The organism is Cellulomonas oligotrophica, assembly GCF_013409875.1.
GTDB classification, from domain to species: Bacteria; Actinomycetota; Actinomycetes; order Actinomycetales; family Cellulomonadaceae; genus Cellulomonas; species Cellulomonas oligotrophica.
The window spans coordinates 2,654,739-2,675,483 of the sequence record NZ_JACCBK010000001.1; the positions used below are offsets into that span (position 1 = coordinate 2,654,739).

A 20,745-nucleotide genomic window follows, 5' to 3' on the forward strand; every position below is an offset into this window, starting at 1 on the left:
CACGGTTGCCTGGACCCGGCGGCGAACCCCGCCCGAGCCGGACCACCCAGGAGCGACCATGACCACCGACCCCACCCCGCGACCCGTCACCGTGATCGGCGCGACCGGCAAGACCGGCCGCCGCGTCGTCGACCGCCTCCGCGCCCGCGCCGTCCCCGTGCGCGCCGCGTCCCGCACCGGCACCACCCGGTTCGACTGGGACGACACCGCCACCTGGGAGCCCGCGCTCGCCGGGGCCGGCGCCGTCTACGTCGCCTACGCCCCCGACCTCGCCGTGCCCGGCGCCCCCGAGACCGTCGAGCGCCTCGCCGCGCTCGCGCAGCACCTGCACGTGGGCCGCCTCGTGCTGCTCTCCGGTCGCGGCGAGACCGAGGCGCAGCGTGCCGAGCGGCTCGTCCGGGCGGCGTTCGACGGGGCCACCGTGGTGCGCTGCGCGTTCTTCGCCCAGAACTTCAGCGAGTCGTTCCTCCTCGACGACGTCCGCGCCGGGCGCGTCGTCCTGCCCGTCGGCGACGTGCGCGAGCCGTTCGTCGACCTCGAGGACGTCGCCGACGTCGCCGTGGCCGCCCTCACCGACGACGCGCACCGCGGGCTCGTGCACGAGCTCACCGGGCCGCGGGCGGTCACGTTCGCCGAGGCCGTGGCGGTCCTCGCGGACGCCGCCGGGCGGCCCGTCGAGCTCGTGCCCGTCACGCTCGAGGAGTTCACCGCCGGGCTGCGGGCCCAGGGCGTGCCCGACGACGCCGTCGCGCTGCTCGCCTACCTGTTCACCGAGGTGCTCGACGGCCGCGGCGAGGCCGTCACCGACGGGGTCCGCCGGGCACTCGGCCGCGAGGCCACCGACCTGGCCGCGTACGCCCGGCGCGAGCGCGACGCCTGGCGGACCGCCGACCTGCCGGGCTGACGCACGGCAGGCCCCGCAGCCGTGCCCCGGGCCACGGGCACCGCGCCCCGGGCCGAGGGTGCGGGCCCGGGGCGCGGCGGCCTCAGGGGCGCTTCTGCTGGTCGAGGAAGTCCTTGGCCTTCGCGACGACGTCGTCGACCTTCGCGTCCGTGCCGTCGTCCGTGCGCGCCTTCACCGCGTCGGCCGCCTTGTCGAGCGCGTCCTTCGCCTTGTCCTCGTTCCCCGCGAGCGCGCCCTTGGCCTTGTGCACCAGATCGTCGAGCCCCATGATCCGCACCTCCCGTGGTCGTCGGCCCGCGGTCCGCGGGCCCACGCCCAGTGTGCGGGCCGTCACCGCCGGTGGCACGCGGGCGGGGCGATCGGCTCATCCGCGCGGGGGTTCGTGCCGATGTCGTCCGTATGACGACTTCCGACGGCCCCCGCGCGGGCTGGTACGGCGACGGCGTGACGCCCGGTGTCGAGCGGTGGTTCGACGGGCGCGCCTGGACCGAGCACCTGCGACCCGCGCCCGGTGCGCCCGTCCCCGTCGGGCCCGCCGTGCCGGCGCAGCAGCACGCCGCCGCGCCGACCGTCGGGCCGCCGCACCAGCACGCCGCCGCGCCGACGGCCGGGCCGCCGGCGACCGTGCAGCAGGCCGCTGCGCTGCACCCCGGCGGGGGTCCCGCGCCCGCGGTCCGTCCCTTCGCGGCCGCACCCGGTGCCGTGCGTCCCGCGGGCCCGGCCCAGCCCGGTGCCGTCCGTCCCGGCGTCGCTGCTGGTGCCCTGCAGCCCGGTGCCGGTCAGCCCGGTGCCGTGCGTCCGACCCGGCCCGGCGTCGCGGGCCCCGGCGGGCAGCCCGTGCACGCCGGCCCGGGCCGCGCCCCGCAGGCGGGGCAGGTGCACCCCTACCCGCCCCAGCCCGCTCCGGCCCACCCGTCACCGGCCCCGGTGCACGCGGGTCTGGTCGCGGCCGGCGGGCCCCTGCCCCCGGCCCCCGGGTACCCCGTCGCGGCCCCGACGTACCCGTCCGCCCCGCCGGTCCCCGCCGCGCTCCCCGCTCCGACCCCCGGGTGGGGCGCGCCGCCCTCCGGCGCTGCCGGCGGCACGTGGTCGACGGCCGACCCGAGCGCCGGCCTGCGCCCGGGCGCGGCCTACCCGAGCGCCAGCACCGCCGCGTGGGGCGGTGCCGCGAACCTCGCCCCGTGGGGGCCGCCGCGCCTCGCGCACTGGGGCTGGCGGGTCCTCGCGAGCATCGTCGACGACCTGCTCGTCTCCCTGCCGTACCTCGTGGCCGTGGCCGTCGACGTGACGCTCGCGATGGGGTCGGCCGACCCGCTGGCGCTCCAGCGCAGCGCCGACGGCACGAGCCCGCTCGTGCTGGGCGGGCTGCTGCTGACGTTCCTCGCGTGGGTGTGGAACCGGGGTGTGCGCCAGGGCCGCACCGGGCAGTCGGTGGGCAAGCGGCTCCTGCGGCTGCGGCTGGTCAAGGAGGGCACGACGATGCCCGTCGGCACCGGCACGGCCCTGCTGCGCGACGTCGTGCACGTCGTCGACCGCGCGTTCTTCATGCTGGGCTACCTCTGGCCGCTGTGGGACGCCAAGCGGCAGACGTTCTCCGACAAGATCGTGCACACCCTGGTGCTGCGCGAGGACTGAGCCGGGCGGCGACCCCGGCCGTCGCTCACCGCAGGGTGAGCTGCGGCAGGTGGTCGCGGGCCGCGCCCTGCGCGACGAGCATCGTCGCGACCACGCCGGACGCCCCCGTGAGCGTCGTCATGTCCGTCGCGGCCACGGCCCGCACGTCGTCCGCGTGCCGGGCCAGGTGCGCCAGCAGCGACGCCCGCAGCACGGCCGCCGCGTCGAGGTCCGCGTGCCGGGCGAAGGCGTCGGCGACGGCGAGCGTGCCCGCGGCGCCGTGGCAGACGGCCAGGCCCTCGGCGCTGCCGTGCGCCTCCAGGTGGAGGTCCGGGTCGAAGACGCGGCAGAACGACGCCATCGCCTCCGTGCCGAGGGTGCGCAGGTCCGGGTCGTGCAGCACGCGCCCCGCCTCCAGAAGCGCCCACGCCACGCCGGGCGTGCCGTAGCACCAGGCCTGCCGGCGGTCCGCGTGGCCGGTCGCCGGGGCGCCGTCGCGGCCGACCGGCGGCCAGGTGACCAGCCCGTCGTCGGTCAGGTACGCCTGCTCGAGCAGCCACGCGCACACCCGTCGCAGCGCGGGCAGGTACTGCTGCCCGTCGTCCAGGGTCTCCGCCGCGTGCCGCAGCGCGGACGCGACCCCGGCGGCGCCGTGACCCACACCGGTGTTGACGCGCCCCACGTTGAACGCGCTGCGCGGGTCCACGTCCGTGCCCGCACGCAGCCCGCTGAGAGCGGCGTCGCACGCACCCGCCAGGTGCCGGGCCGCGGGGGCGACCACGGCGGTGTCCGCGGCGCGGGCGGCGCCGGCCAGCACCAGCCCGGCGGGGCCGTGGAAGAGGTCGTAGTCGGCCCAGCCGACGTCCACGGTCCGCCACGTCACGTCGTCGAGCCACCGCGGGGCACCTCACCCGTCGTCTCCGTCACGAGGCCCCCTGCGACGCCACCGGCCCGGCTGCGTCGGACGACGCCGCTCCCGGGCTGGTGGACCCGGGCCGCACGGCGAGCGCCCAGCACCTCGACGTGGGGGACGGCCGACGCCACACCCGTGCCTGCCGCCCGACGAGGGTGCGCGGACGCCCGCCCGGGTGCCCGGCCCGGCGGGTGCGGGACGGGCGCGCGGCCCCGGCGCTCAGGCCTGCGGCTGCGTCCCCTCGGGTGCGTCGGCACCCGTCGGCGACGGGTCCTCGTCGTCCCACTCCTCGGACTGGACGACGTCCGAGGGGCCGTCGTGCGGCAGGTCCGTGCCTGCCGTGCCGACGCCTCCCGTGCCGACGCCTCCCGTCTCGACGCCACCCGCGTCCACCTCACCCGCGTCCACCTCGCCCGTGTCCACGCCGGGCGCATCGAGGTTGCCGGACGGGACCTGCGTCGTCGCCTCGTGCCCCGCGTCGTCCCCCACCTCGTCCGGAGCGGGCGGGCCGGCCCACGGCTCGTCGTCGGTCCACGCGGCCTGCGCCTGGGCGTGCACGGCCGCGAACACCTCGGCACGCTCCTGCGCGATCTCGGCCCGCACGCGCTCGTCGAGCGTCGCGAGCGCCGCCCGCGCCTGGTCGACCGCGGCGTCGACCGCGGCCAGGGCGTGCTCCTGGGTGGCGGTCAGCGACGCGGCGACGTGCTCGGCCTCAGCCTGCAGCGCTACCCGCACCTGCTCGAACTCCTCGACGATCATCGGTTGCTCCTCCTCGCGGTCCCCCGGTGGACCTGCGCGTCGTCCGCGTGGCGGCCCGGCGCGACGGTGCCGCGCGCGGGTGGGCGACGACGGCGTGCTGCCGGCGTCGACGGCGAGGCTACGTGGGCACGGCCGTGCGTGCGCCGTCCTGCGTCATCCGGTCGGGCGCCGTGCCGGCGGGCGTGCCGGCCGACGGCGGCGCGGTCGTGACGTCCGACCCGGTCAGGCCGATGAACGCCCCCAGCCGGGCGAGCGACTCGGGCCGGTGCGGCAGCGTGTGCGTCAGGCGCGCGCTGCGCACGACGAACGCCGCCCACTGCCCGCGGGACACGGCCACGTTGAGCCGGTTGCGGTCGAGCAGGAAGTCCAGGCCGCGGGGCACCTGCGCCGGGGACGACGCGGCGGTGGTCACGACGACGACGGGCGCCTGCTGCCCCTGGAACTTGTCGACGGTGCCCGCGCGCACCCCGGTGAGCCCGGCCGCGTCGAGCGCGCGGCGCACCGTCCACACCTGGGCGTTGTACGCGGCGACGACGAGCACGTCCTCGGGCGCCAGCGGGCGCACCGGCACCCCGGCGGCAGGGTCGTGCCACGTGCGGTCCACGAGGTCCGTCACCAGGGCCACCACCGCGGCGGCCTCCTCCGGAGACGACACCGCGTTGCCCTCGTGCTCGACGAGGACGCCGTGCACCCCGGGCTCCACGCCCTCGAGCTCACGCACGGCCGCGCCGGGCGCCGAGGTCAGCCGCCCCTCGTACGACAGCGTCGAGACCGTCGCGCACAGCCGCGGGTGCATGCGGTGCGTGACGGGCAGGAAGTACCCGAGGTGCGCGGGCAGCGTGTCGTGCCCGTCGGTGAGCCAGCCCAGCGCGGAGCGGTCCACGGGCTCGGGGTGCACGCCCTGGCTGACCTGCGGCAGCTGCTGCGGGTCGCCGAGCAGCAGCAGGTTGCGGGCCGCGCCGCCCACCGCGAACGTCGTCGCCAGCGCCAGCTGCCCGGCCTCGTCGACCACGAGCAGGTCCAGCGGCCCGTCGGGCAGCCGGCCCGCGTTGGTCAGGTCCCACGCCGTGCCGCCCAGCACCGCGCCCCGGCCGGGACCGCCGGGGTGCGCCGCCCAGAACGCGCCGAACCCGCGGTCGGGCACCCACGTCCATGCCACCGCGTCGCGGTCCGCGGCGTCCGCCGGGGCCTTCTTCGCGACGTCGGCACCGTCGACGCCCGCGGCCACGACGGCCGCGAGCATGTTCTCGACCACCGCGTGCGACTGCGCGACCACGCCCACGCGCCACCCGTGCGCCACGAGCGCGGCCACGACACGGGCACCCGTGTACGTCTTGCCGGTGCCGGGCGGCCCCTGCACCGCGAGGTAGGAGTCGTCGAGGTCCAGCAGCGCCCGCACCAGCACCTGCTCCAGCGGGCCGTCGTCGGCCGCCGGCAGCGGACCGCCGGACCGCGTCCGCGGCGCACGGCGGCACGCGAGGTCCAGCGCGGCCGACCCCGGCAGCACCGGCTCGGCCGTCCCGGCCCCGCCGTCACCCCCGGGGAGACCCGCCTCCTCGGGGAGACCCGCCTCCTCGGGGAGCCCCGCTCCCGTGCCGGTGCCCGGCACCGCGACGCCGACGGCCTCCGCGACCCGGGTCGCCAGCGCCCGGACCGCCGTGCGCAGCGGCCCCGTCCCGATCGGCGCCGTCGGGGCCAGCGCCATCGGCACCGCGTCGAACGGGTCCGAGGCCTGCGCGCGCGTCTCGACGACGCGCAGCACGTCCCGCACGGCCCGGCCCTCGCCCTCGGCCGTCACGTCCAGCACCGTCATGCGGTCGCACCAGCCGCGCGGCGCCTCCGTCGTGGTCTTCATGCCCGCCGGCACCGGCGGGTCGTACAGGCCCACGGCCCGGGCGCCCGCACGCAGCTCGCTGCCGGGCTCCAGCCGCCCCACCAGGCGCAGCACCCGGTGCGGCACCTTCTTGCCCGCCGGCACGTGCCAGTCCTCGACCACCTCGCCGCGCTCGACGACGAGCACGTTGCGCCGCTCCGCCCAGTCCGACGGGTGCGCGGACAGCCGGTCGTAGTGCCCCCACCAGTAGGGCTTGTCCTCGCGCTGGTGGTACCGCAGGGCCGCGGCGACCAGCGCGACCGCCTGCCGCTGCGGGCTGCGCACCACGCCCTCGCCCGGCCCGGGGCCGGCGACCGCCAGCAGCGCGTCCTCCAGCGGGTCGGGCTCGGCGAGCTCCGCGGCACGCGCCGCGGCCTCGGGGTCGAGCACCACCGGGCGCGTCGGGCCGTGCCCGTGCTCCGCGAGCCGCGCCAGCAACCAGTCCCGCAGCCCCAGCGTCGAGAGGCAGTCGTACCGGTTGTAGTCGGCGATGGCGTCGATGCGCCGCGCCCACTCCTGCTCGCGCCCGGCGACCCGCGCCGCGACCGCCTCCGCGTACTCGACGATCGAGTCCGCCGCCGTCGTCACGCCGTCGCCGCGGCCCGCGTCCATGTACAGCGGCTCGAGCTTCTTCAGCGAGTACGACCGCTGACCCGTCCGCACACCCGCCTTCACGGCCGCGTACAGGTCGACCAGCACGCCCTCGCGCAGCAGCGCGTCGACCTCCGCCTCGCCCTCGCCGTGCCGGCCCGCGAGCCGCAGCAGCGCCGTCTTCTCGTACGCGGCGTAGTGGTAGACGTGCAGGTGCGGGAACCGTGCGCGCCGCTGCGCCAGGTAGTCGAGGAACGCCCGCAGCGCCGCGCGCTCCTCGCCGCGGTCGTGCGCCCAGAAAGGCACGAACCGAGGCTCCGCACCCGGCGCCTCGGGGGCCTCCACGACGCCGAACAGGTACTCCAGCCCCCACGCGTCGCCCGTCGCGGCCAGCGCCGGGTCGTACCAGAGCGGGTCGCCCTCGAAGTCGAAGAACACGTCGCCCGGGTCCGCGGGCGGCAGCAGCGCCGCGACGGCCTCGGGGTGCGGCACCTGCGCGGGCACGTGCACCGGGTGCGCCGGGTCGTCGTTGGTCCGCTCCTGCTCGACCTGCAGCCGTGCCTGCAGGCGCATCCGCGCCAGCACCGCCGGGCTCAGACCGTCCACCTCGACGTCGTCGCCGAGGGCGGCCAGGGCGTCGAGCGTCGTCACGCCCGCCGCGTGCAGCAGCGGCCGGTGCCGCTCGTACACGCCGGCCGTCAGCGTGACGTCCCGCACCGCCTCGAGCTGCTCGACGCACAGCGCGCACCGCCCGCACGCCCGGTGCCCGTCCGCGCCCCAGGCGACCGCACCCCCGGCGGCCGTGTGCGCGTCGAGCAGCGCCTCCAGCTGGGCGCGCCGCTCGCGGTAGACCGGGACGAGGTCGGCCACCGCGTGGGTGCTGCGGGCGTCGTCGCCCAGCACCAGCACGACCTCCCGCGCCACCGGCACACCCGCGGACGCGAGCAGGTCCGCGTAGGCCGCGACCTGCAGCAGCGCCGTCGGCCGGGCGTTGCGCGCGAGCTTGGCGTCGAGCACCGCCCACGCCTCGCCGCCGTCCGCGCCGTCGTCCGTGCGGGTGCGGACCAGGAAGTCCGACCGCCCGGTGAACCGGCCGTCGAAGAACGTCGCCTGGTGCACCACGTCCGGGTGCCCCGTCCCGTCGCCCCCTGCGCCCAGCCGTGCGAGCGTCGCGGCGTGCGCGGCCTGCAGGTCCGCCCGCACGTCCGGCCGTCGCGGCGCCGCCAGCTGCGCGACCCCGCCCGTGCGCCCCGGCGCCCACGCCCCGTGCTCGGCGACCAGCGCCCGCAGCACCCGCTGCTCGTGCTCGTCGCCCAGCCGCGCGACCCGGTCGAGCATCGCGTCCGTCTCCGTGACGACCGCCGCCCCGCGGCCCAGCCGGGCGTCCAGCGCCCGCAGCACCGCGTACTCGCACCCGGCCGCGGCCACCAGGTCGCTGGCCGAGATCGTCAGGGTGCCGTCGTCGAGCAGGATCACCCCGGCAGGCTACGCAGGCCCGCCCACAGCAGCGCCGGGCCGGTGCGTCGCCCCGGGCGTGTCAGAGGCGCTCGGCCGCCGCGAGGGCCGCGTCCGCCGTGGCCGTCTCGGCACCGTCGAGGCCGCGCAGCGGGCGGGGGAGGCACGGGCCGTCCACGAGGCCGCGGTGCTCCGCGAGCGCGGCCGCGACGCGTACGCCGCCACGCCTCGTGACGAGGTCGAGGGCCGGGCCCAGGGCGTCGGCCAGGGCGGTCACGAGGGCGTCGTCACGCTCGCGCACCGCGCGCGCCAGCCGCACCGCGACGCCCGGTGCGACGCCGGCGAGCACCGACCACCAGGTGTCCGCCCCGGCGGCGAGGGCCGCGACGGCGACCGCGTCCCCCGACGCCCCGACGCCCACGTGCGTCGGCACGAGCGAGCGCAGGTGCGCCACACGGTCCCGCGCCGCCCCGACGCCGCCCGGCGCGCCGGGCGACTTGACCGCGACCACGTGGGGCAGCGCCGCGACGTCCCGCCACAGCTCGTCGGAGAACGTCACGCCCGTGGTGCGGGGGTTCTCGTAGACGACCAGCGGCAGCGGGACCGCGGACGTGACGTCCTCGTACAGCCCCAGCACCTCCGCCTCGGTGAGCGGGTGGTACGACACGGGCGCGAGCAGCATCCCGGCGGCGCCGGCGTCGGCCGCGTCGAGCGCGAGCGCCACGACGTCCGTCGACCGCAGCGCCCCGACGCCGGCCAGCACGGGCACGTCACCGGCCTCGAGGACCGCGCGCTCGACGACCCGGCGCCGCTCGTCGACCGAGAGGTACGGGGCGTTCCCGGTGGACCCGAGCACCCCGACGGAGTCCACCCCGGCCTCGGCGGCGCGCGCGACGAGCAGCCCGAGGGCGTCCTCGTCGAGCTCCTCGTCGCGGACGGGGGTCAGGGGGAAGGCGCTCACACCGGCGAACACGGGTGCTCCTGGGGTTGTCGGGAACCTGCTCGCTCCGGCAGGGTCGACCTGTGACCAGGCGTGAGCGTAGGGCCTCGGCGGTGGTGGCGGGGCTCGGTCTGGTCCTGCTGGTCGTCGGGGTGCTGCTGCTCGTGCGCACCGGGGCCTGGTCCGGCTACGGCCCCGCGGACGAGGTCGCGGCCCGGGCCGCGCTCACGCGGGGCTGGGCCGCGGCGCTCGTGGGCGTCGGCGCGCTGCTCGTGGCGGTCACGGTGGTGACGGCCGTCGTCGTCGGGGTCCGCCGGCGGGGGTGACGCCGGTCAGCGCGACGCCCGGGAGAACGCGTCGCGGATCGTCGTCTCGGCGGGCTTGGCGTACGGGCAGTAGTCGTCGTCCGTGGCGGCGTCCGTCGCCAGGTAGAGGGGCGTCGGCCAGTCCCAGAGCATGAAGCCGCGCACCCAGTCGCGCCGCGCGCACGCGGCGAACGCCGCCTCGTACCAGTCGCGCTGCGCCTCGCCGGAGGGGGCGCCCGGCAGCGCCCAGTCGTTGGGGAGCGCGGGGGAGCCCTCGCGGCTCGGGCAGCCGGCCTCGAGGAAGAGGAACGGCTTGCCGGCGGCGCGCACCACGGGCTCGATGCGGTCGAGCTGGGCCTCCCAGTCGTCCAGGGGGTAGTAGCCGGAGGAGGAGACGACGTCGACCGCGTCCCACCAGCGGACGGCGCCCTCCTGGTACTTGTCGCAGTTGTACGTGACGAGCCCGCCGTACTCGGCGCGGACCGCGGCCACGAGGGCCCGCCACTCGTCCTCCCGCTTGTCGGACTGCACCATCTCGCAGCCCACGCAGAGCATGGCGACGCCCTCCTCGGCGGCGATCCGGGCGTAGTGCGTCATGAAGTCCGTGTACGCGGCGAACCACTGCGCCCACGTGGGCTCGCAGGGCACGTCGACGTCGAAGAACGCGATGTGCGCGCGCCAGGTGCCGTTGCGGACGTTGACGACGGGCTTGAGGCAGACCCGCAGGCCGCGCGCGTGGGCCGCCCGGATCGCCGTGCGGACCTCGTCGTCCGTGGGCGTGGGTGCCTCGCGCCACGCGATCGTCGTGGACTGCGGGGTGTCCTGGAGCGCGCCGAACGCCAGCGTCACCCACGTGACGCCGAGGCGGTCGACCATCGCGTCCATCGAAGCGTCGGCCCCGGGGCCCGTCCAGGTGCCGCGGCCCCCGCCGGTCCACCCCCAGGTCATGCCGGCGACGTACCCGCCGAGCAGGTCGTCGTCCGCGGCGGCGGGCGGGGGCGTGGCGGGCGAGGCGTTCACGGCGGCTCCTTCGTCGGCGTCCCTCCGACGCTAGCCTTTCTTCGCCCCCCAAACAAAGTCCCGCCGTGACCCCGCCGCGCCCGTCCTCGGTGCCGCCCCGATCCAGCCGAACCGTCATCGGTGTCGGCGACGGGGTCACGGGGCTGGTCGGGGCCGCGGACGGCCTGATACAGGTCGGAGGGCCCGGGGTCGGCGAGACGTGGCGCTAGGTTGCGGGGGTGGCGGGGCACCTCGCCGCGCGTCGTGCGCCGTACCAGTCGTGCGCCGGACCAGGGGGAACTGTGGGCCGACCGAGCACCGTCGTCCTCTGCGCGGTCGTCGCACTCGTGACCGTCGGCAGCCCGACGCCCTGGGCCACGGCCTCGGCGTCCGTCCCCGGCGCGCTCGCCGGGGTGCCCGAGGCCACCCGGCTCAGGTCGGCAGCCCCGACCGAGACACCGGCCCCGCCCGCCGAGCCCGCGACGCCCGGCGCCGCCGACGAGCCGTCGCCGGTGCAGACGCCCGCGCCGGCCGAGACCCCCGCGGGGCCCGACGTCGACGTCGCCCCGCCCGACGCCCGGGAGAGCGCCGTCCCTCGTCCGGTCGAGGACCTGCTGGTCGCGGCGCTCGCCGACGTCGACCGCATCCGGACCGGGACCGCCCCGGACGCCCCCGACGTCGACGCCCCGCCCGCGATGGTCGCCGCTGCGCAGGAGGACCGGGAGGAGTTCGCCGCCGAGGGCCTGGCCATCACGGAGTCGGCCACGACGCTGGTCGGGGCCGTCGTGGTGACGCGCACCGGCGACCGTCAGGTCGTCGAGGCCGGCGTGCTCACCGAGCTCGTGACCAGGGACGGCACCGGCGAGGACGTCCTGGCGCACTGGTCGAGGACGCACCGGTTCACGGTGGAGGACGCCGGCGGGACCCTGCGGCTCGTCGCCGACGAGGTCGTCGAGCCGGCGCCGGAACCGGCGGTCGGCGAGCCCGCGGACGGATCCAGCACGGCGATGCGGCTCATCGCGCTTCTTCCCGTGCTCCTCGTCCTGCTGGCACTCACCGCCCTGGTGACCGGCGCATCCCTCGTCCTGCGCCGCCGGGCGCACCCGTGGCTGCTCGCTGCCGCCGGCGCGTGCGCCGTGGTGCTCCTCGCGGCCGCGGGGTTCGCGACCGCCCCCGTCCAGGTCGGTAGCGCCGGGTGCATGGGCACGATGGCTGTCGACGACGTGCCCGACGACGGTGACACGATGACCACCTCGGAGATCCCTCACGAGGACCGGCTGGCCTGCCGTGACACCGCCCGCCGGGTCGTGGGTGGATGGACGCTCGCGTCGCTGGCAGCAGTGGCCGGGCTCGGCGCGGCGGTACGCAGGTCGGCCCGGCCCTCCGTGCCGACGCGCACCTCCCCCGACGCCCACCTCACGCGCACCTGACGCGGGTGGGGCGTGGACGAGCAGGGGGTCAGCCCGTCATCTGTGGTGGGTGGGGGAGGGACGACGGCGGGGATGACGGGATCGGCCGCGGATGGGTGCAGGGGCGGCGCGGTGGCGGGCCGGTGGGCGCCCAGATGCCGGAGGGAGGAGGGGCACGCACGATGGGAGGCATGAGCGATCAGACGACACCCCAGGACCCGACCACGCAGCACCCCGGTCCCGAGGCCCAGTCGGGCGAGCAGATCGAGCACCCCGGACGCACCGACGACATGGACACCCAGCCGGACCACGGCGAGTTCAGCTACCGCGGCTCGGGGCGGCTCGACGGCCGCAAGGTGCTGATCACCGGGGGCGACTCCGGCATCGGGCGGGCGGTCGCGATCGCGTTCGCGCGCGAGGGCGCCGACATCGCGATCAGCTACCTGCCCGAGGAGGAGGACGACGCGCGCGAGACGGCCCGCTGGGTGCACGAGGCCCGCCGCACCGCGGTGCTGCTGCCCGGCGACATCCGCGACGAGGCGTTCTGCGGCGAGCTCGTCGAGCGCGCCGTCGAGGGCCTCGGCGGCCTGGACGTGCTGGTCAACAACGCCGCGTACCAGATGGCGCAGCCCGGGGGCCTGGCCGACATCACCACCGAGCAGCTCGACCGCGTGCTCAAGACCAACGTGTACGCGATGTTCTGGATCACCCGCGCGGCCCTCAAGCACCTGGGCGCGGGCTCGGCGATCATCAACACCAGCTCCATCCAGGCGTTCGACCCCAGCCCCGGGCTGCTGGACTACGCGTCCACCAAGGCGGCGATCCTCAACTTCACGAAGGGCCTGGCCGCCCAGCTCGCCGACGACGGCATCCGCGTCAACGCGGTGTGCCCGGGGCCGATCTGGACGCCGCTGATCCCGGCGACGATGGACGCGGAGAAGGTCGACCAGTTCGGCGCCGACACCCCGATGGGCCGCGCCGGCCAGCCCGCCGAGCTCGCACCCGCGTACGTGTTCCTCGCCTCCCAGGAGTCGAGCTACGTCACCGGGGACCGGATCCTCGTCACCGGCGGGAAGACGGCCTGATGCGCGTCGCGATCGTCGGAGGGCACGGCCAGATCGCCCGGCACCTGCTGCCGCTGCTGCTCGCGCGCGGCGACACCGTGGTGCCCCTGGTCCGGCGCCAGGAGCACGCCGACGAGCTGGCCCTGGCCGGTGCGACGCCCGCGATCCTCGACCTGGAGTCGGCCGACGTCGACGGGTTCGCCGCCGCTCTCGCCGGTGCGGACGCGGTCGTGTTCGCGGCGGGAGCGGGCCCGGACGGGGACGTGGCCCGCAAGCGGACCGTGGACCTCGAGGGGTCGACGAAGTCCGTCGACGGCGCCCGCCGCGCCGGGGTGCAGCGGTTCGTGCAGGTCAGCGCCATCGGCGTCGACGAGCCCGTCGGCCCCGACGCGGGCGAGGTCTGGGCGGCGTACGTCACGGCCAAGCGCGACGCCGACCGCTACCTGCGCGCCAGCGGCCTCGACTGGACGATCGTGCGGCCGGGTCGCCTCACCGACGACCCCGGCACGGCCCGCGTCGCGCTCGCGGAGAAGGTCGAGCCCGGCGACGTCCCACGGGCCGACGTGGCCCTCGTGCTGGCCGCCGTCCTCGCCGAGCCGTCCACCGTCGGCCGTCAGGTCGAGCTGGTCGGCGGGCACCTCCGGGTCGACGAGGCGATCGCCGCGCTCTGACGAGCGGGCCACCGCCCCTCGGTGCCCGCGACCTCAGGGCGCCGAGGGGCCGTCGGCGGGGACCGGCCGCGCGGTCGCGCGCGTGGCCGCACGGTGCACGTGCCAGGCGACGGCACCGAGCAGCACGGCGACGGCGACGGCCGCCCCGCCCCCCTTCGCGGCGGCGGCCAGGGCGTGCTCCACGCCTGCGCCCGGGTCGTGCGCCGCGACGGCCGCGACGGTGCCGGCGCCCGCGCCGATCAGCGCGAGCGCACCGGCGACGACCACCCCCCGAGAGGCGGGGCGCCCGCCCGCGGCGTGCCACGTGGCCGTGCGCCGCGCGGCCCAGGCGGCCAGGACCACGAGGCCGACGACGGTGCTGACATGCTGCAGGACCCGGCCCGCGGGCACGTCCCCGACCAGCGGCTCGCGCAGCCAGGCGACGTGCTGCACGACGACGCCGTCGCCGTGGGTGAAGGAGTCCCACACGACGTGGGTCAGGACGCCGACGACCAGCGACACCACCACCCACCCGGCCTGCTCCGCGACCCGCCGAGGTCCCGCACCGTGCCGGCCACCGCCCGGAGCGACGTCTGCGCGCGGGACCAGCAGGTCGGCGAGCGGCGCCCGCACGACCCACCACAGGGCGAGCAGCACCACGGCCGTGGGCACGGCGACCGTCAGGGCCCCCGGCCACGCGTGGGTCGTCGTCGCGTTGACGAACGGCTCGTACCAGGCGCCCGCGTACCGGGGCGCGGGCACGAAGTACGGGACGTCGGGGCTCAGGCTGCCCGCGACCAGGGCGGCGGGGACGAGCGGGCCGCGGACGAGCGGCAGCACCGCGGCGGGATGGGCGAGCGTGAAGGGCACGCCGAGGATCATCGACGAGCGCCGCGCACCACCGCGTCCTCCCGTGGTCGGACTGGTCCGTCCTCCGGGTCCTCCCGTCGCCGTCGGCCGGGCGCAGCGGACGGACGGCCCGGCCCCGCGGGTGCGGGGGCCGGGCCGTCCGTGGTGCGGGTGCCGTCAGGCGGCCGCCGCGCGGCGGCGCCACCAGAGGATGCCGCCGCCGGCACCCAGCAGGCCGAGCGCGACGAGCAGCGCGACCAGCACGGTCGCACCGGTCGACGCGAGCGAGCCGCCCGGGCCGGACGCGGCCAGCACCTCGAACGTCGCCGAGGCCGGGTCGAGACCCTGCGACGTCACCTCGAGCGTGTGCTCGCCCAGCGGGAAGTCCGCCGGCACGCGCCAGCGCACCAGCACCTGCCCGTCGGCGTCCGCGGTGAACGTGCCGATCACGGTCGGCGTCGAGCGGGCCGTGACGGTGACGCGCTGCCCGGGCTCGAGGCCCGTGAGGTCCGCACGCAGCTCGCGGCCGCGACGCACCTCGACCGCACCGAGGTCGATCGTGACCCAGCCCGCCCCGGCGTCCGGCGCGGTCGGTACGGGCGTGGGCGACGGCGTGGGGCTGCCGTCGTCGTCGCCGCCGACCGTGACCACCGCGCGCCCGGTGGACGCCGGCTCGACCGGGCTGTGCGCCTGCACGTAGGCGACCGTCGCCGCGAGGTCGACCTGCCCGGAGTCGGTGCGCGACGCGGCCCGCGTGAAGGTGGAGAACGCGTCGCCGCCGGAGGCGAGGAACGAGTTCACCGCCACCCGGTAGTTGGCGTCCGGGTCGACGGGCGCGCCGTCGACCTCGACGGAGACGACGTGCTCGCCGCGCGGGGCGTCCACGACGTACTCGTACCGCAGGTTCGCCGAGACGCCGAGGTGCAGCTTCGGGCGCGTCGCGCCGTCGGGCTGCCACTGCTCCTCGAGCACGTCGACGAGCTGGGCGCCCGTGAGCTCGGCGACCACCAGGGTGTTCGCGAACGGCTGGACCGCCGCGACGTCCCGGTAGGTCAGGGTGCCGTCCTCGCCGTAGCGCAGGTCGGCGCGCAGCCCGCCCGGGTTCATCACGGCGACGTCCGCGGGCTCGCCGCCGTAGGCGGGGTTGTCCGCGCTGGTCGCCCACAGCTGGACGTCCGCGACGAGGTTGCCCAGCGACGACTCCGCGCCTCGGTCCTCGGATCCGTCGGCCGTCGTGGCCCGGGTGATGTCGGCCGTGATCGAGCCGACCTCGACGGACCCGGCCTCCTCGGCGGCGGCGACGGCCGCGTCCACGACCGCCTGCACGTCGGGGTCGGCCGGGTAGGCGGGGGCGCCGTCGACGACCAGCGGCAGCACGTCCGCCGACGCCGCGACGAGCTCGCCCGCGTCCGCGTCCCACGTGAGGCCGACCTGCGCCAGGTGCGTGCCGTACTGGCCGCCCTGCACGACGGGACGGGGCACGTCGGAGCCCTCGACGTCGAACGTGCACGCGTAGGCGCGGTGCGTGTGGCCGGAGAAGATCGCGTCGACGTCGGCCGAGGTCTCGCGCACGAGCCGGCCGAACGCGTCGTCCGCGGCCTCGACGTCCTCGCACGTGCTCGACTCGGCCCCGTCGTGCACGAGCGCCACGACGACGTCCGCCAGGTCCTCGGCGTGCAGGCGTGCCGCGACCCGGTCGAGGGCCTCGACGGGGTCGCCGAACGTGATGCCCGCGATGCCCGCGGGGGAGACGAGCGTCGCCGTCTGCTCGGTGACCACGCCGACGAACCCGATCCGCACCCCGTCGCGCTCGACGACCTCGTACTCGGGCAGCGCCGGCTCGTCCGTCCCGGCGCGGTAGACGTTGGCACCCAGGTGCGGGTAGTCCGAGGCCGGCACGATCCGGTCCGTCAGGTCGTCGAAGCCCGCGTCGAGCTCGTGGTTGCCCACCGCCGTGACCTCCAGGCCCGCGGCGTTCAGCGCGTCGATCGTCGGCTGGTCCTGCGCGATGAAGGACGTGAACGTCGACGCCCCCACGTTGTCGCCGGCGGAGACGAAGACCGTCGCGGGGTTCTGCGCGCGGAGCTCGTCGACGGCCCCGGCCAGCACCGCCGCACCGGCGACCCCGCCGGACCCGGCCTCGATCCGCCCGTGGAAGTCGTTGATGCCCAGCAGCTGCAGCTCGACGGTGTCGTCGGTCCCGACGGCGAAGAGCGTGGTGGTGCCGGACACCTCGTTGCCGACGGCGATCATCGGCGAACCCGTCGAGGAGTCCTCGGCGGCGATGAACGCGATCGACTCCGGCCCCAGGTCGCCCGCGGCGGCCAGGTCGCCGCCGTCCTCGACGGACACCGACAGGTCGCGGTTGTTGACGTAGCTGACGTAGGCCACGTCGGTCGGGTCGGTGACGTCGTAGACCGCGACGCCGCCCACGCGCTCGAACCCGACGAACGCGTACGTGCGCCCGCCGACCTCGCCGACCGCGACGGCCTCCGGCTCGGGGCCCTTGTCGTCGCTGCGGCCCTCGAGGTTCGTGGCCGTGTGGTTCGAGTTGAACGCCCCGGGCGCGGCCGCGGCCGTGACCTCCTCGAACGAGGACCCCGAGTCGTACACCTGCGTGCCGTCGGTCGACCAGATCGAGAACGACCGCGACCCGAACGCGTGCAGCTCGGCGTAGCAGGAGCCGTCCTCCGACAGGCCCGACGCCGTCGAGACGTTGAGGCGGCCCAGGTCCGCGTCGCCCTTCAGGCCGGTGAGCGGGTCGCACAGCGGCGCGAGCCCGTTCTTCCCGAGGTCCTTGACCCGCGCGGACTCCACGTAGTCGCCCCACTCGCGCACGTCGCCCTCGTTCGCGGTGACGAGGTACGTGGCCCCGCCGGCCTCGTAGGACGTGATCGCGTCGGGCTGGTACATGCCCCGCAGGCCCTCGAACGTGCGCAGCGCGACGCTCCCGTCGCGGTCCGACGGGTCGAGCGCGACGTCGCCGTGGTCCTGCGTGCCCAGCGCCCACAGGTCCGTGACCGTGGCCGACGCCAGGTCGACCGTCGCGATCGCGTCCGCCTCCTGCAGCGTGACGTAGGCGGTGCCGCCGACGACCTCGACGTACTCGGGCTCCAGGTTCAGCGACGGCAGCACCGGGGGGTACCCCGGGCCGACGGGCCCGAAGACGCGCACGCCCTCGGGCAGCGCGCCGTCCGCGTCGTACGCCTCGAAGCCCGCCGTGCGGACCGCGTCCTGCCCGGGGGCCGTGACGGTTCCCGGCAGCGCCACGACCGTCACGGAGCCCGCCGGGTCGGTGGAGTAGTCGTCCGCGGGCTCGCCCTCGTCGGCGCTGACCGCCCACGCGCCGTCGGGGGAGATCGACACCTTGTCGGGCAGCGCACCGGCGCGCACGGCGCCCAGCACGTCGAGCGTCGCCGCGTCGACGAACGCCACCCAGCCGCGCTCCGTCTTGGTCGCGTGCTCCACGGCGACCGCGACGAGGCCGTCCGCGCGCACCGCGACGGAGTTCACCGCAGCGCCCGCCGGGATCGTCGTGCCCTCGGCGTCGACGACACCGGCCACCGCGATCGTGCCGACCTTCGTCGGGGCCGTGGGGTCGGACGCGTCGAGCACGTCGACCTGCCCGGACTCGGCGTTGACCACCAGCAGGCGCTGCGTCGCCGCGTGGTGCACGACGATCTCGGCGGACGCCTGGTCGAACAGGCCGGTCGCGTAGGAGCCGACCGGGGTCAGGCGCACGGCCGCGTCGTCGGCGGCGTGCCGCACCGGCTCGGCGACCACCGACGCGGTGGCGGGCGCGACCAGCGCACCAGTGACCAGGGTCGCGGCGGCCAGGGCTGTCGTCGCCAGCGTGGCGGTGAGGCGTCGGGAGCGTGACGGGTGCGCGGGGCGCTGGTCGCTCACGGAGGTCCTTCCTCGCAGGGGGCCGCCGGTCCGGCGGACGCGAGGACGCTAGGTGCGGGTCACGAAGCGGGAGGGACCGGGACGGGTCGGGCAGGTGAACGCCCGATGGCCTGCGTGCGGGCCCGTGGTGGAGATCGCCCGTCCGGGTGACCTGGTGTCCCGCCGCCCACGGGGTCCGAGGCCCGCTCCCGGGGGCGAGTCCGGGCCCGGGGCCAGGGACGCCGACGGCCCGGCCCCGCGCGGGGACCGGGCCGTCGAGGGTGCGTCAGGCGGTGCGGCCCGCCGCGCGGCGGCGCAGGTGCAGCACGCCGGCGCCGGCGCCCAGCAGAGCCAGCGCCACGAGCAGCGCGGACGCGAGCGTCGCGCCCGTCGCGGCCAGCGCCTCGCTCGTCGCGGCGAGCACCTCGAACTCCACCTCGACCGGGTCCATGCCGTCGGACGTCAGCACCAGGCGGTGCTCACCGACGGGCAGCGACGACGGCACGGTCCACGCGACGACGATCTCGCCGTCCGCGTCGGCCGTGAACGTGCCGATCTCCACGGGCGTGGAGTGCACGGTGGCGGTGACGCGCTGCCCGGGCTCCAGGCCCGTGAGGGTCGCCCGCAGCACACCGCCGACGCGCACCTGCTCGGTCCGGAGGTCGACCCGCACCCAGCCCGCTCCGGTGGTCGGCGCAGGCGTCGGCGTGGCGGTGACGGACGGGCTCGGGGCCGGCGTGGTCGGCCCCGCCGTGGGCGTGGGCGTCGGGGTCGGGGCCGGCGTGGTCGGCACGGGGGTCGGCTCGGAGCCGGTGCCGACGACCGAGCGCCCCAGCACCGGCGGGGTGACCGGGCTGTGCGCCTCGACGTAGGACACGACGGCCTCGAGGTCGATCTGCCCGGAGTCCGCCCGCGCCGCGGCCTGCGCGAACGCGGAGAAGCCGTCGCCGCCGGACGCGAGGAACGAGTTGACCGCCACGCGGTACGTGGCCGCGGGGTCCAGCGGCTCGCCGTCGACCGTCACGGACGTGACGTGCGCGCCGCGCTCGGCCTCCTCCAGGTACGTGTACGCGAGGTTGCCGGAGACGCCCAGGTACAGCTTGGGGCGCGTCGACCCGGCGGGCTGCCACTGCTCCTCGAGCGCCTGGCGCACCTGCGAGCCGGTCATCTCGAGCACCACGAGCGTGTTGGCGAAGGGCTGGACGTTGGCCACGTCGCGGTAGGTGAGCGTGCCGGCCGGCAGGTCGGCGCGCAGGCCGCCGGGGTTGGTGAACGCCAGGTCGGTCTCGGCGCCCCCGTAGGCGGGGTTGTCGCGGCTGGTCGCCCAGCGCTGGGAGTCCGCGACGAGGCTGCCGAGGCTCGACTCGGAGCCCCGGTCCTCGACGCCGTCGACGTAGGCGCGGCGGATCGCGCCGGTGGCGGTGCCGACCTCGACCGCACCGGCCTCGGCCGCGGCGGCCGTCGCGGCGGTGACGACCGCCTGCACCGCGGGGTCCGCCGGGTAGGCCGCGACCCCGCCGACGACGGTCGGCAGCAGGTCCGTCGCGACCGCGACGACCTCCTCGGCGGCGGTGTCCCAGGTCAGCCGGACCCGGGCCAGGTGCGAGCCGTACTGCCCGCCCTGCACGACCGGGCGCTGCACGTCCGAGCCCGCGACGTCGAACGCGCACGCGTAGCCCAGGTGCGTGTGGCCGGAGAAGATCACGTCGACGTCGGCGGACGTCTCGCGCACGACCCGCCCGAACGCGTCGTCCGCCGCGCCGATCTGCGCGCACGACGTCGTCTCGGCACCCTCGTGCACCAGGCCCACGACGACGTCGACCTCGTCGGCGAGGTCCGCCGACACCCGGTCCAGCGCCTCGACGGGGTCCCCGAAGTCCAGGTCCGCGATGCCCGCGGGCGACACCAGCGACGGCGTCTGCGCGGTGACGACGCCGACGAAGCCGATCGTGACGCCCTCGACGGTCGTGACCCAGGACTCCGGCAGGACGGGGTCCTGCGTGCCCTCCGCGTACACGTTCGCGCCGAGCACCGGGAAGTCCGCCTCGTCGGCGACGCGGCCGGCGAGGTCGGCGAACCCGCGGTCGAACTCGTGGTTGCCGGCCGCCGAGACCGCCAGGCCCGCGGCGTTGAACGCGTCGATCGTGGGGGAGTCCTGCGCGATGAACGACGTGAACGTGGACGCGCCGATGTTGTCGCCGGCGGAGACCAGCACCGTCGCGGGGTTCTCGGCCCGCAGCTGTGCGACCGCACCGGCCAGCACGGGCAGGCCCGCGACACCGTTGCGCAGGTCGGGCTCGAGGCGGCCGTGCACGTCGTTCACGCCCAGCATCTGCAGCTCGACCGTGCCGTCGGCCGGGGCGGCCGGCACGGGGGCCGCGACGGCCGGGACGAGCGCGGTCGGGAACAGGGCGGCGGCGAGCACGCACGACGTGACCGTCCTGGTCAGTCGGGCGCGAGGCTCCTGCGGGCGCGGTGCGGCCACGGTGGTCCTTCCTTCAGGGGTGCCGGCACGTCCGGCGAGACCCACGGACG

The 20,745-nt window shown here is 77.0% G+C and carries 15 protein-coding genes; 6 read left to right on the forward strand and 9 right to left on the reverse strand.

Going from position 1 to position 20,745, the window contains the following annotated elements; all coding sequences use genetic code 11:
• Positions 1-58 precede the first annotated feature (58 nt).
• Positions 59-904, forward strand: a complete 846-nt coding sequence (locus BKA21_RS12080; protein ID WP_140459354.1) for a Rossmann-fold NAD(P)-binding domain-containing protein — start codon at positions 59-61, stop codon at positions 902-904.
• Between the two features lie 82 nt (positions 905-986).
• Here the strand turns inward: BKA21_RS12080 and BKA21_RS12085 are convergent, their stop codons facing one another.
• On the reverse strand, positions 987-1,172 hold the full coding sequence (locus BKA21_RS12085) for an antitoxin (protein ID WP_140459355.1): 186 nt from the start codon (positions 1,170-1,172) through the stop codon (positions 987-989).
• Between the two features lie 131 nt (positions 1,173-1,303).
• Here BKA21_RS12085 and BKA21_RS12090 point away from each other — a divergent pair, with 131 nt between their 5' ends.
• Positions 1,304-2,539: an RDD family protein gene (locus BKA21_RS12090; protein ID WP_140459674.1), complete on the forward strand. Its 1,236-nt coding sequence runs from the start codon at positions 1,304-1,306 to the stop codon at positions 2,537-2,539.
• Between the two features lie 25 nt (positions 2,540-2,564).
• Here the strand turns inward: BKA21_RS12090 and BKA21_RS12095 are convergent, their stop codons facing one another.
• The 4 genes from BKA21_RS12095 to BKA21_RS12110 all read right to left on the reverse strand — a co-directional run bounded on the left by BKA21_RS12095 (position 2,565) and on the right by BKA21_RS12110 (position 9,082).
• Complete coding sequence (locus BKA21_RS12095) at positions 2,565-3,401, reverse strand: lanthionine synthetase LanC family protein (protein WP_140459356.1); 837 nt, start codon at positions 3,399-3,401, stop codon at positions 2,565-2,567.
• Between the two features lie 249 nt (positions 3,402-3,650).
• Positions 3,651-4,190, reverse strand: coding sequence for a hypothetical protein (locus BKA21_RS12100; RefSeq protein WP_140459357.1), 540 nt, complete (start codon positions 4,188-4,190; stop codon positions 3,651-3,653).
• Positions 4,191-4,308: 118 nt separating this feature from the next.
• Entirely contained in the window at positions 4,309-8,130 is a 3,822-nt protein-coding gene (locus tag BKA21_RS12105; RefSeq protein ID WP_203793445.1) for a TM0106 family RecB-like putative nuclease, read from the reverse strand.
• A gap of 61 nt (positions 8,131-8,191) precedes the next feature.
• Positions 8,192-9,082 (reverse strand): dihydrodipicolinate synthase family protein, encoded by an 891-nt coding sequence (locus BKA21_RS12110; protein WP_140459358.1) that lies wholly within the window; start codon positions 9,080-9,082, stop codon positions 8,192-8,194.
• A 50-nt stretch (positions 9,083-9,132) separates the two neighbouring features.
• Between BKA21_RS12110 and BKA21_RS12115 the strand changes: the two genes are divergently transcribed.
• The gene (locus BKA21_RS12115; RefSeq protein WP_140459359.1) at positions 9,133-9,375 is read left to right on the forward strand and encodes a hypothetical protein; all 243 of its coding nucleotides are present in this window, start codon (positions 9,133-9,135) and stop codon (positions 9,373-9,375) included.
• 6 nt (positions 9,376-9,381) lie between these two features.
• Here the strand turns inward: BKA21_RS12115 and BKA21_RS12120 are convergent, their stop codons facing one another.
• Positions 9,382-10,374 (reverse strand): glycoside hydrolase family 113, encoded by a 993-nt coding sequence (locus BKA21_RS12120; RefSeq protein ID WP_425549970.1) that lies wholly within the window; start codon positions 10,372-10,374, stop codon positions 9,382-9,384.
• Positions 10,375-10,655: 281 nt separating this feature from the next.
• On the opposite strand from BKA21_RS12120, the gene BKA21_RS12125 reads away from it, so the two are divergent.
• The 3 genes from BKA21_RS12125 to BKA21_RS12135 all read left to right on the forward strand — a co-directional run bounded on the left by BKA21_RS12125 (position 10,656) and on the right by BKA21_RS12135 (position 13,497).
• Entirely contained in the window at positions 10,656-11,783 is a 1,128-nt protein-coding gene (locus BKA21_RS12125; protein WP_140459360.1) for a hypothetical protein, read from the forward strand.
• A 170-nt stretch (positions 11,784-11,953) separates the two neighbouring features.
• A complete protein-coding gene (locus BKA21_RS12130; RefSeq protein WP_140459361.1) occupies positions 11,954-12,847 on the forward strand; it encodes an SDR family oxidoreductase in 894 nt (297 codons plus the stop codon).
• Entirely contained in the window at positions 12,847-13,497 is a 651-nt protein-coding gene (locus BKA21_RS12135; RefSeq protein ID WP_140459362.1) for an SDR family oxidoreductase, read from the forward strand. Before BKA21_RS12130 ends, BKA21_RS12135 begins: the two co-directional genes overlap by 1 nt.
• Positions 13,498-13,530: 33 nt before the next feature.
• On the opposite strand, the gene BKA21_RS12140 is transcribed toward BKA21_RS12135, so the two are convergent.
• The 3 genes from BKA21_RS12140 to BKA21_RS12150 all read right to left on the reverse strand — a co-directional run bounded on the left by BKA21_RS12140 (position 13,531) and on the right by BKA21_RS12150 (position 20,695).
• Entirely contained in the window at positions 13,531-14,346 is an 816-nt protein-coding gene (locus BKA21_RS12140) for a DUF4184 family protein (RefSeq protein WP_239072832.1), read from the reverse strand.
• Between the two features lie 156 nt (positions 14,347-14,502).
• The gene (locus BKA21_RS12145; RefSeq protein WP_140459364.1) at positions 14,503-18,231 is read right to left on the reverse strand and encodes a choice-of-anchor I family protein; all 3,729 of its coding nucleotides are present in this window, start codon (positions 18,229-18,231) and stop codon (positions 14,503-14,505) included.
• A gap of 265 nt (positions 18,232-18,496) precedes the next feature.
• Positions 18,497-20,695 carry a bifunctional metallophosphatase/5'-nucleotidase gene (locus tag BKA21_RS12150; protein WP_140459365.1) on the reverse strand — a complete coding sequence of 733 codons (2,199 nt, stop codon included), beginning with the start codon at positions 20,693-20,695 and terminating at the stop codon, positions 18,497-18,499.
• Positions 20,696-20,745 lie beyond the last annotated feature (50 nt).

Excerpts from the sequence above, each read along its gene's own strand:
- BKA21_RS12080 (WP_140459354.1), top strand. The coding sequence starts at position 59 with ATGACCACCGACCCCACCCCGCGACCCGTCACCGTGATCGGCGCGACC.
- BKA21_RS12085 (WP_140459355.1), bottom strand. The coding sequence starts at position 1,172 with ATGGGGCTCGACGATCTGGTGCACAAGGCCAAGGGCGCGCTCGCGGGG.
- BKA21_RS12090 (WP_140459674.1), top strand. The coding sequence starts at position 1,304 with ATGACGACTTCCGACGGCCCCCGCGCGGGCTGGTACGGCGACGGCGTG.
- BKA21_RS12100 (WP_140459357.1), bottom strand. The coding sequence starts at position 4,190 with ATGATCGTCGAGGAGTTCGAGCAGGTGCGGGTAGCGCTGCAGGCTGAG.
- BKA21_RS12130 (WP_140459361.1), top strand. The coding sequence starts at position 11,954 with ATGAGCGATCAGACGACACCCCAGGACCCGACCACGCAGCACCCCGGT.
- BKA21_RS12135 (WP_140459362.1), top strand. The coding sequence starts at position 12,847 with ATGCGCGTCGCGATCGTCGGAGGGCACGGCCAGATCGCCCGGCACCTG.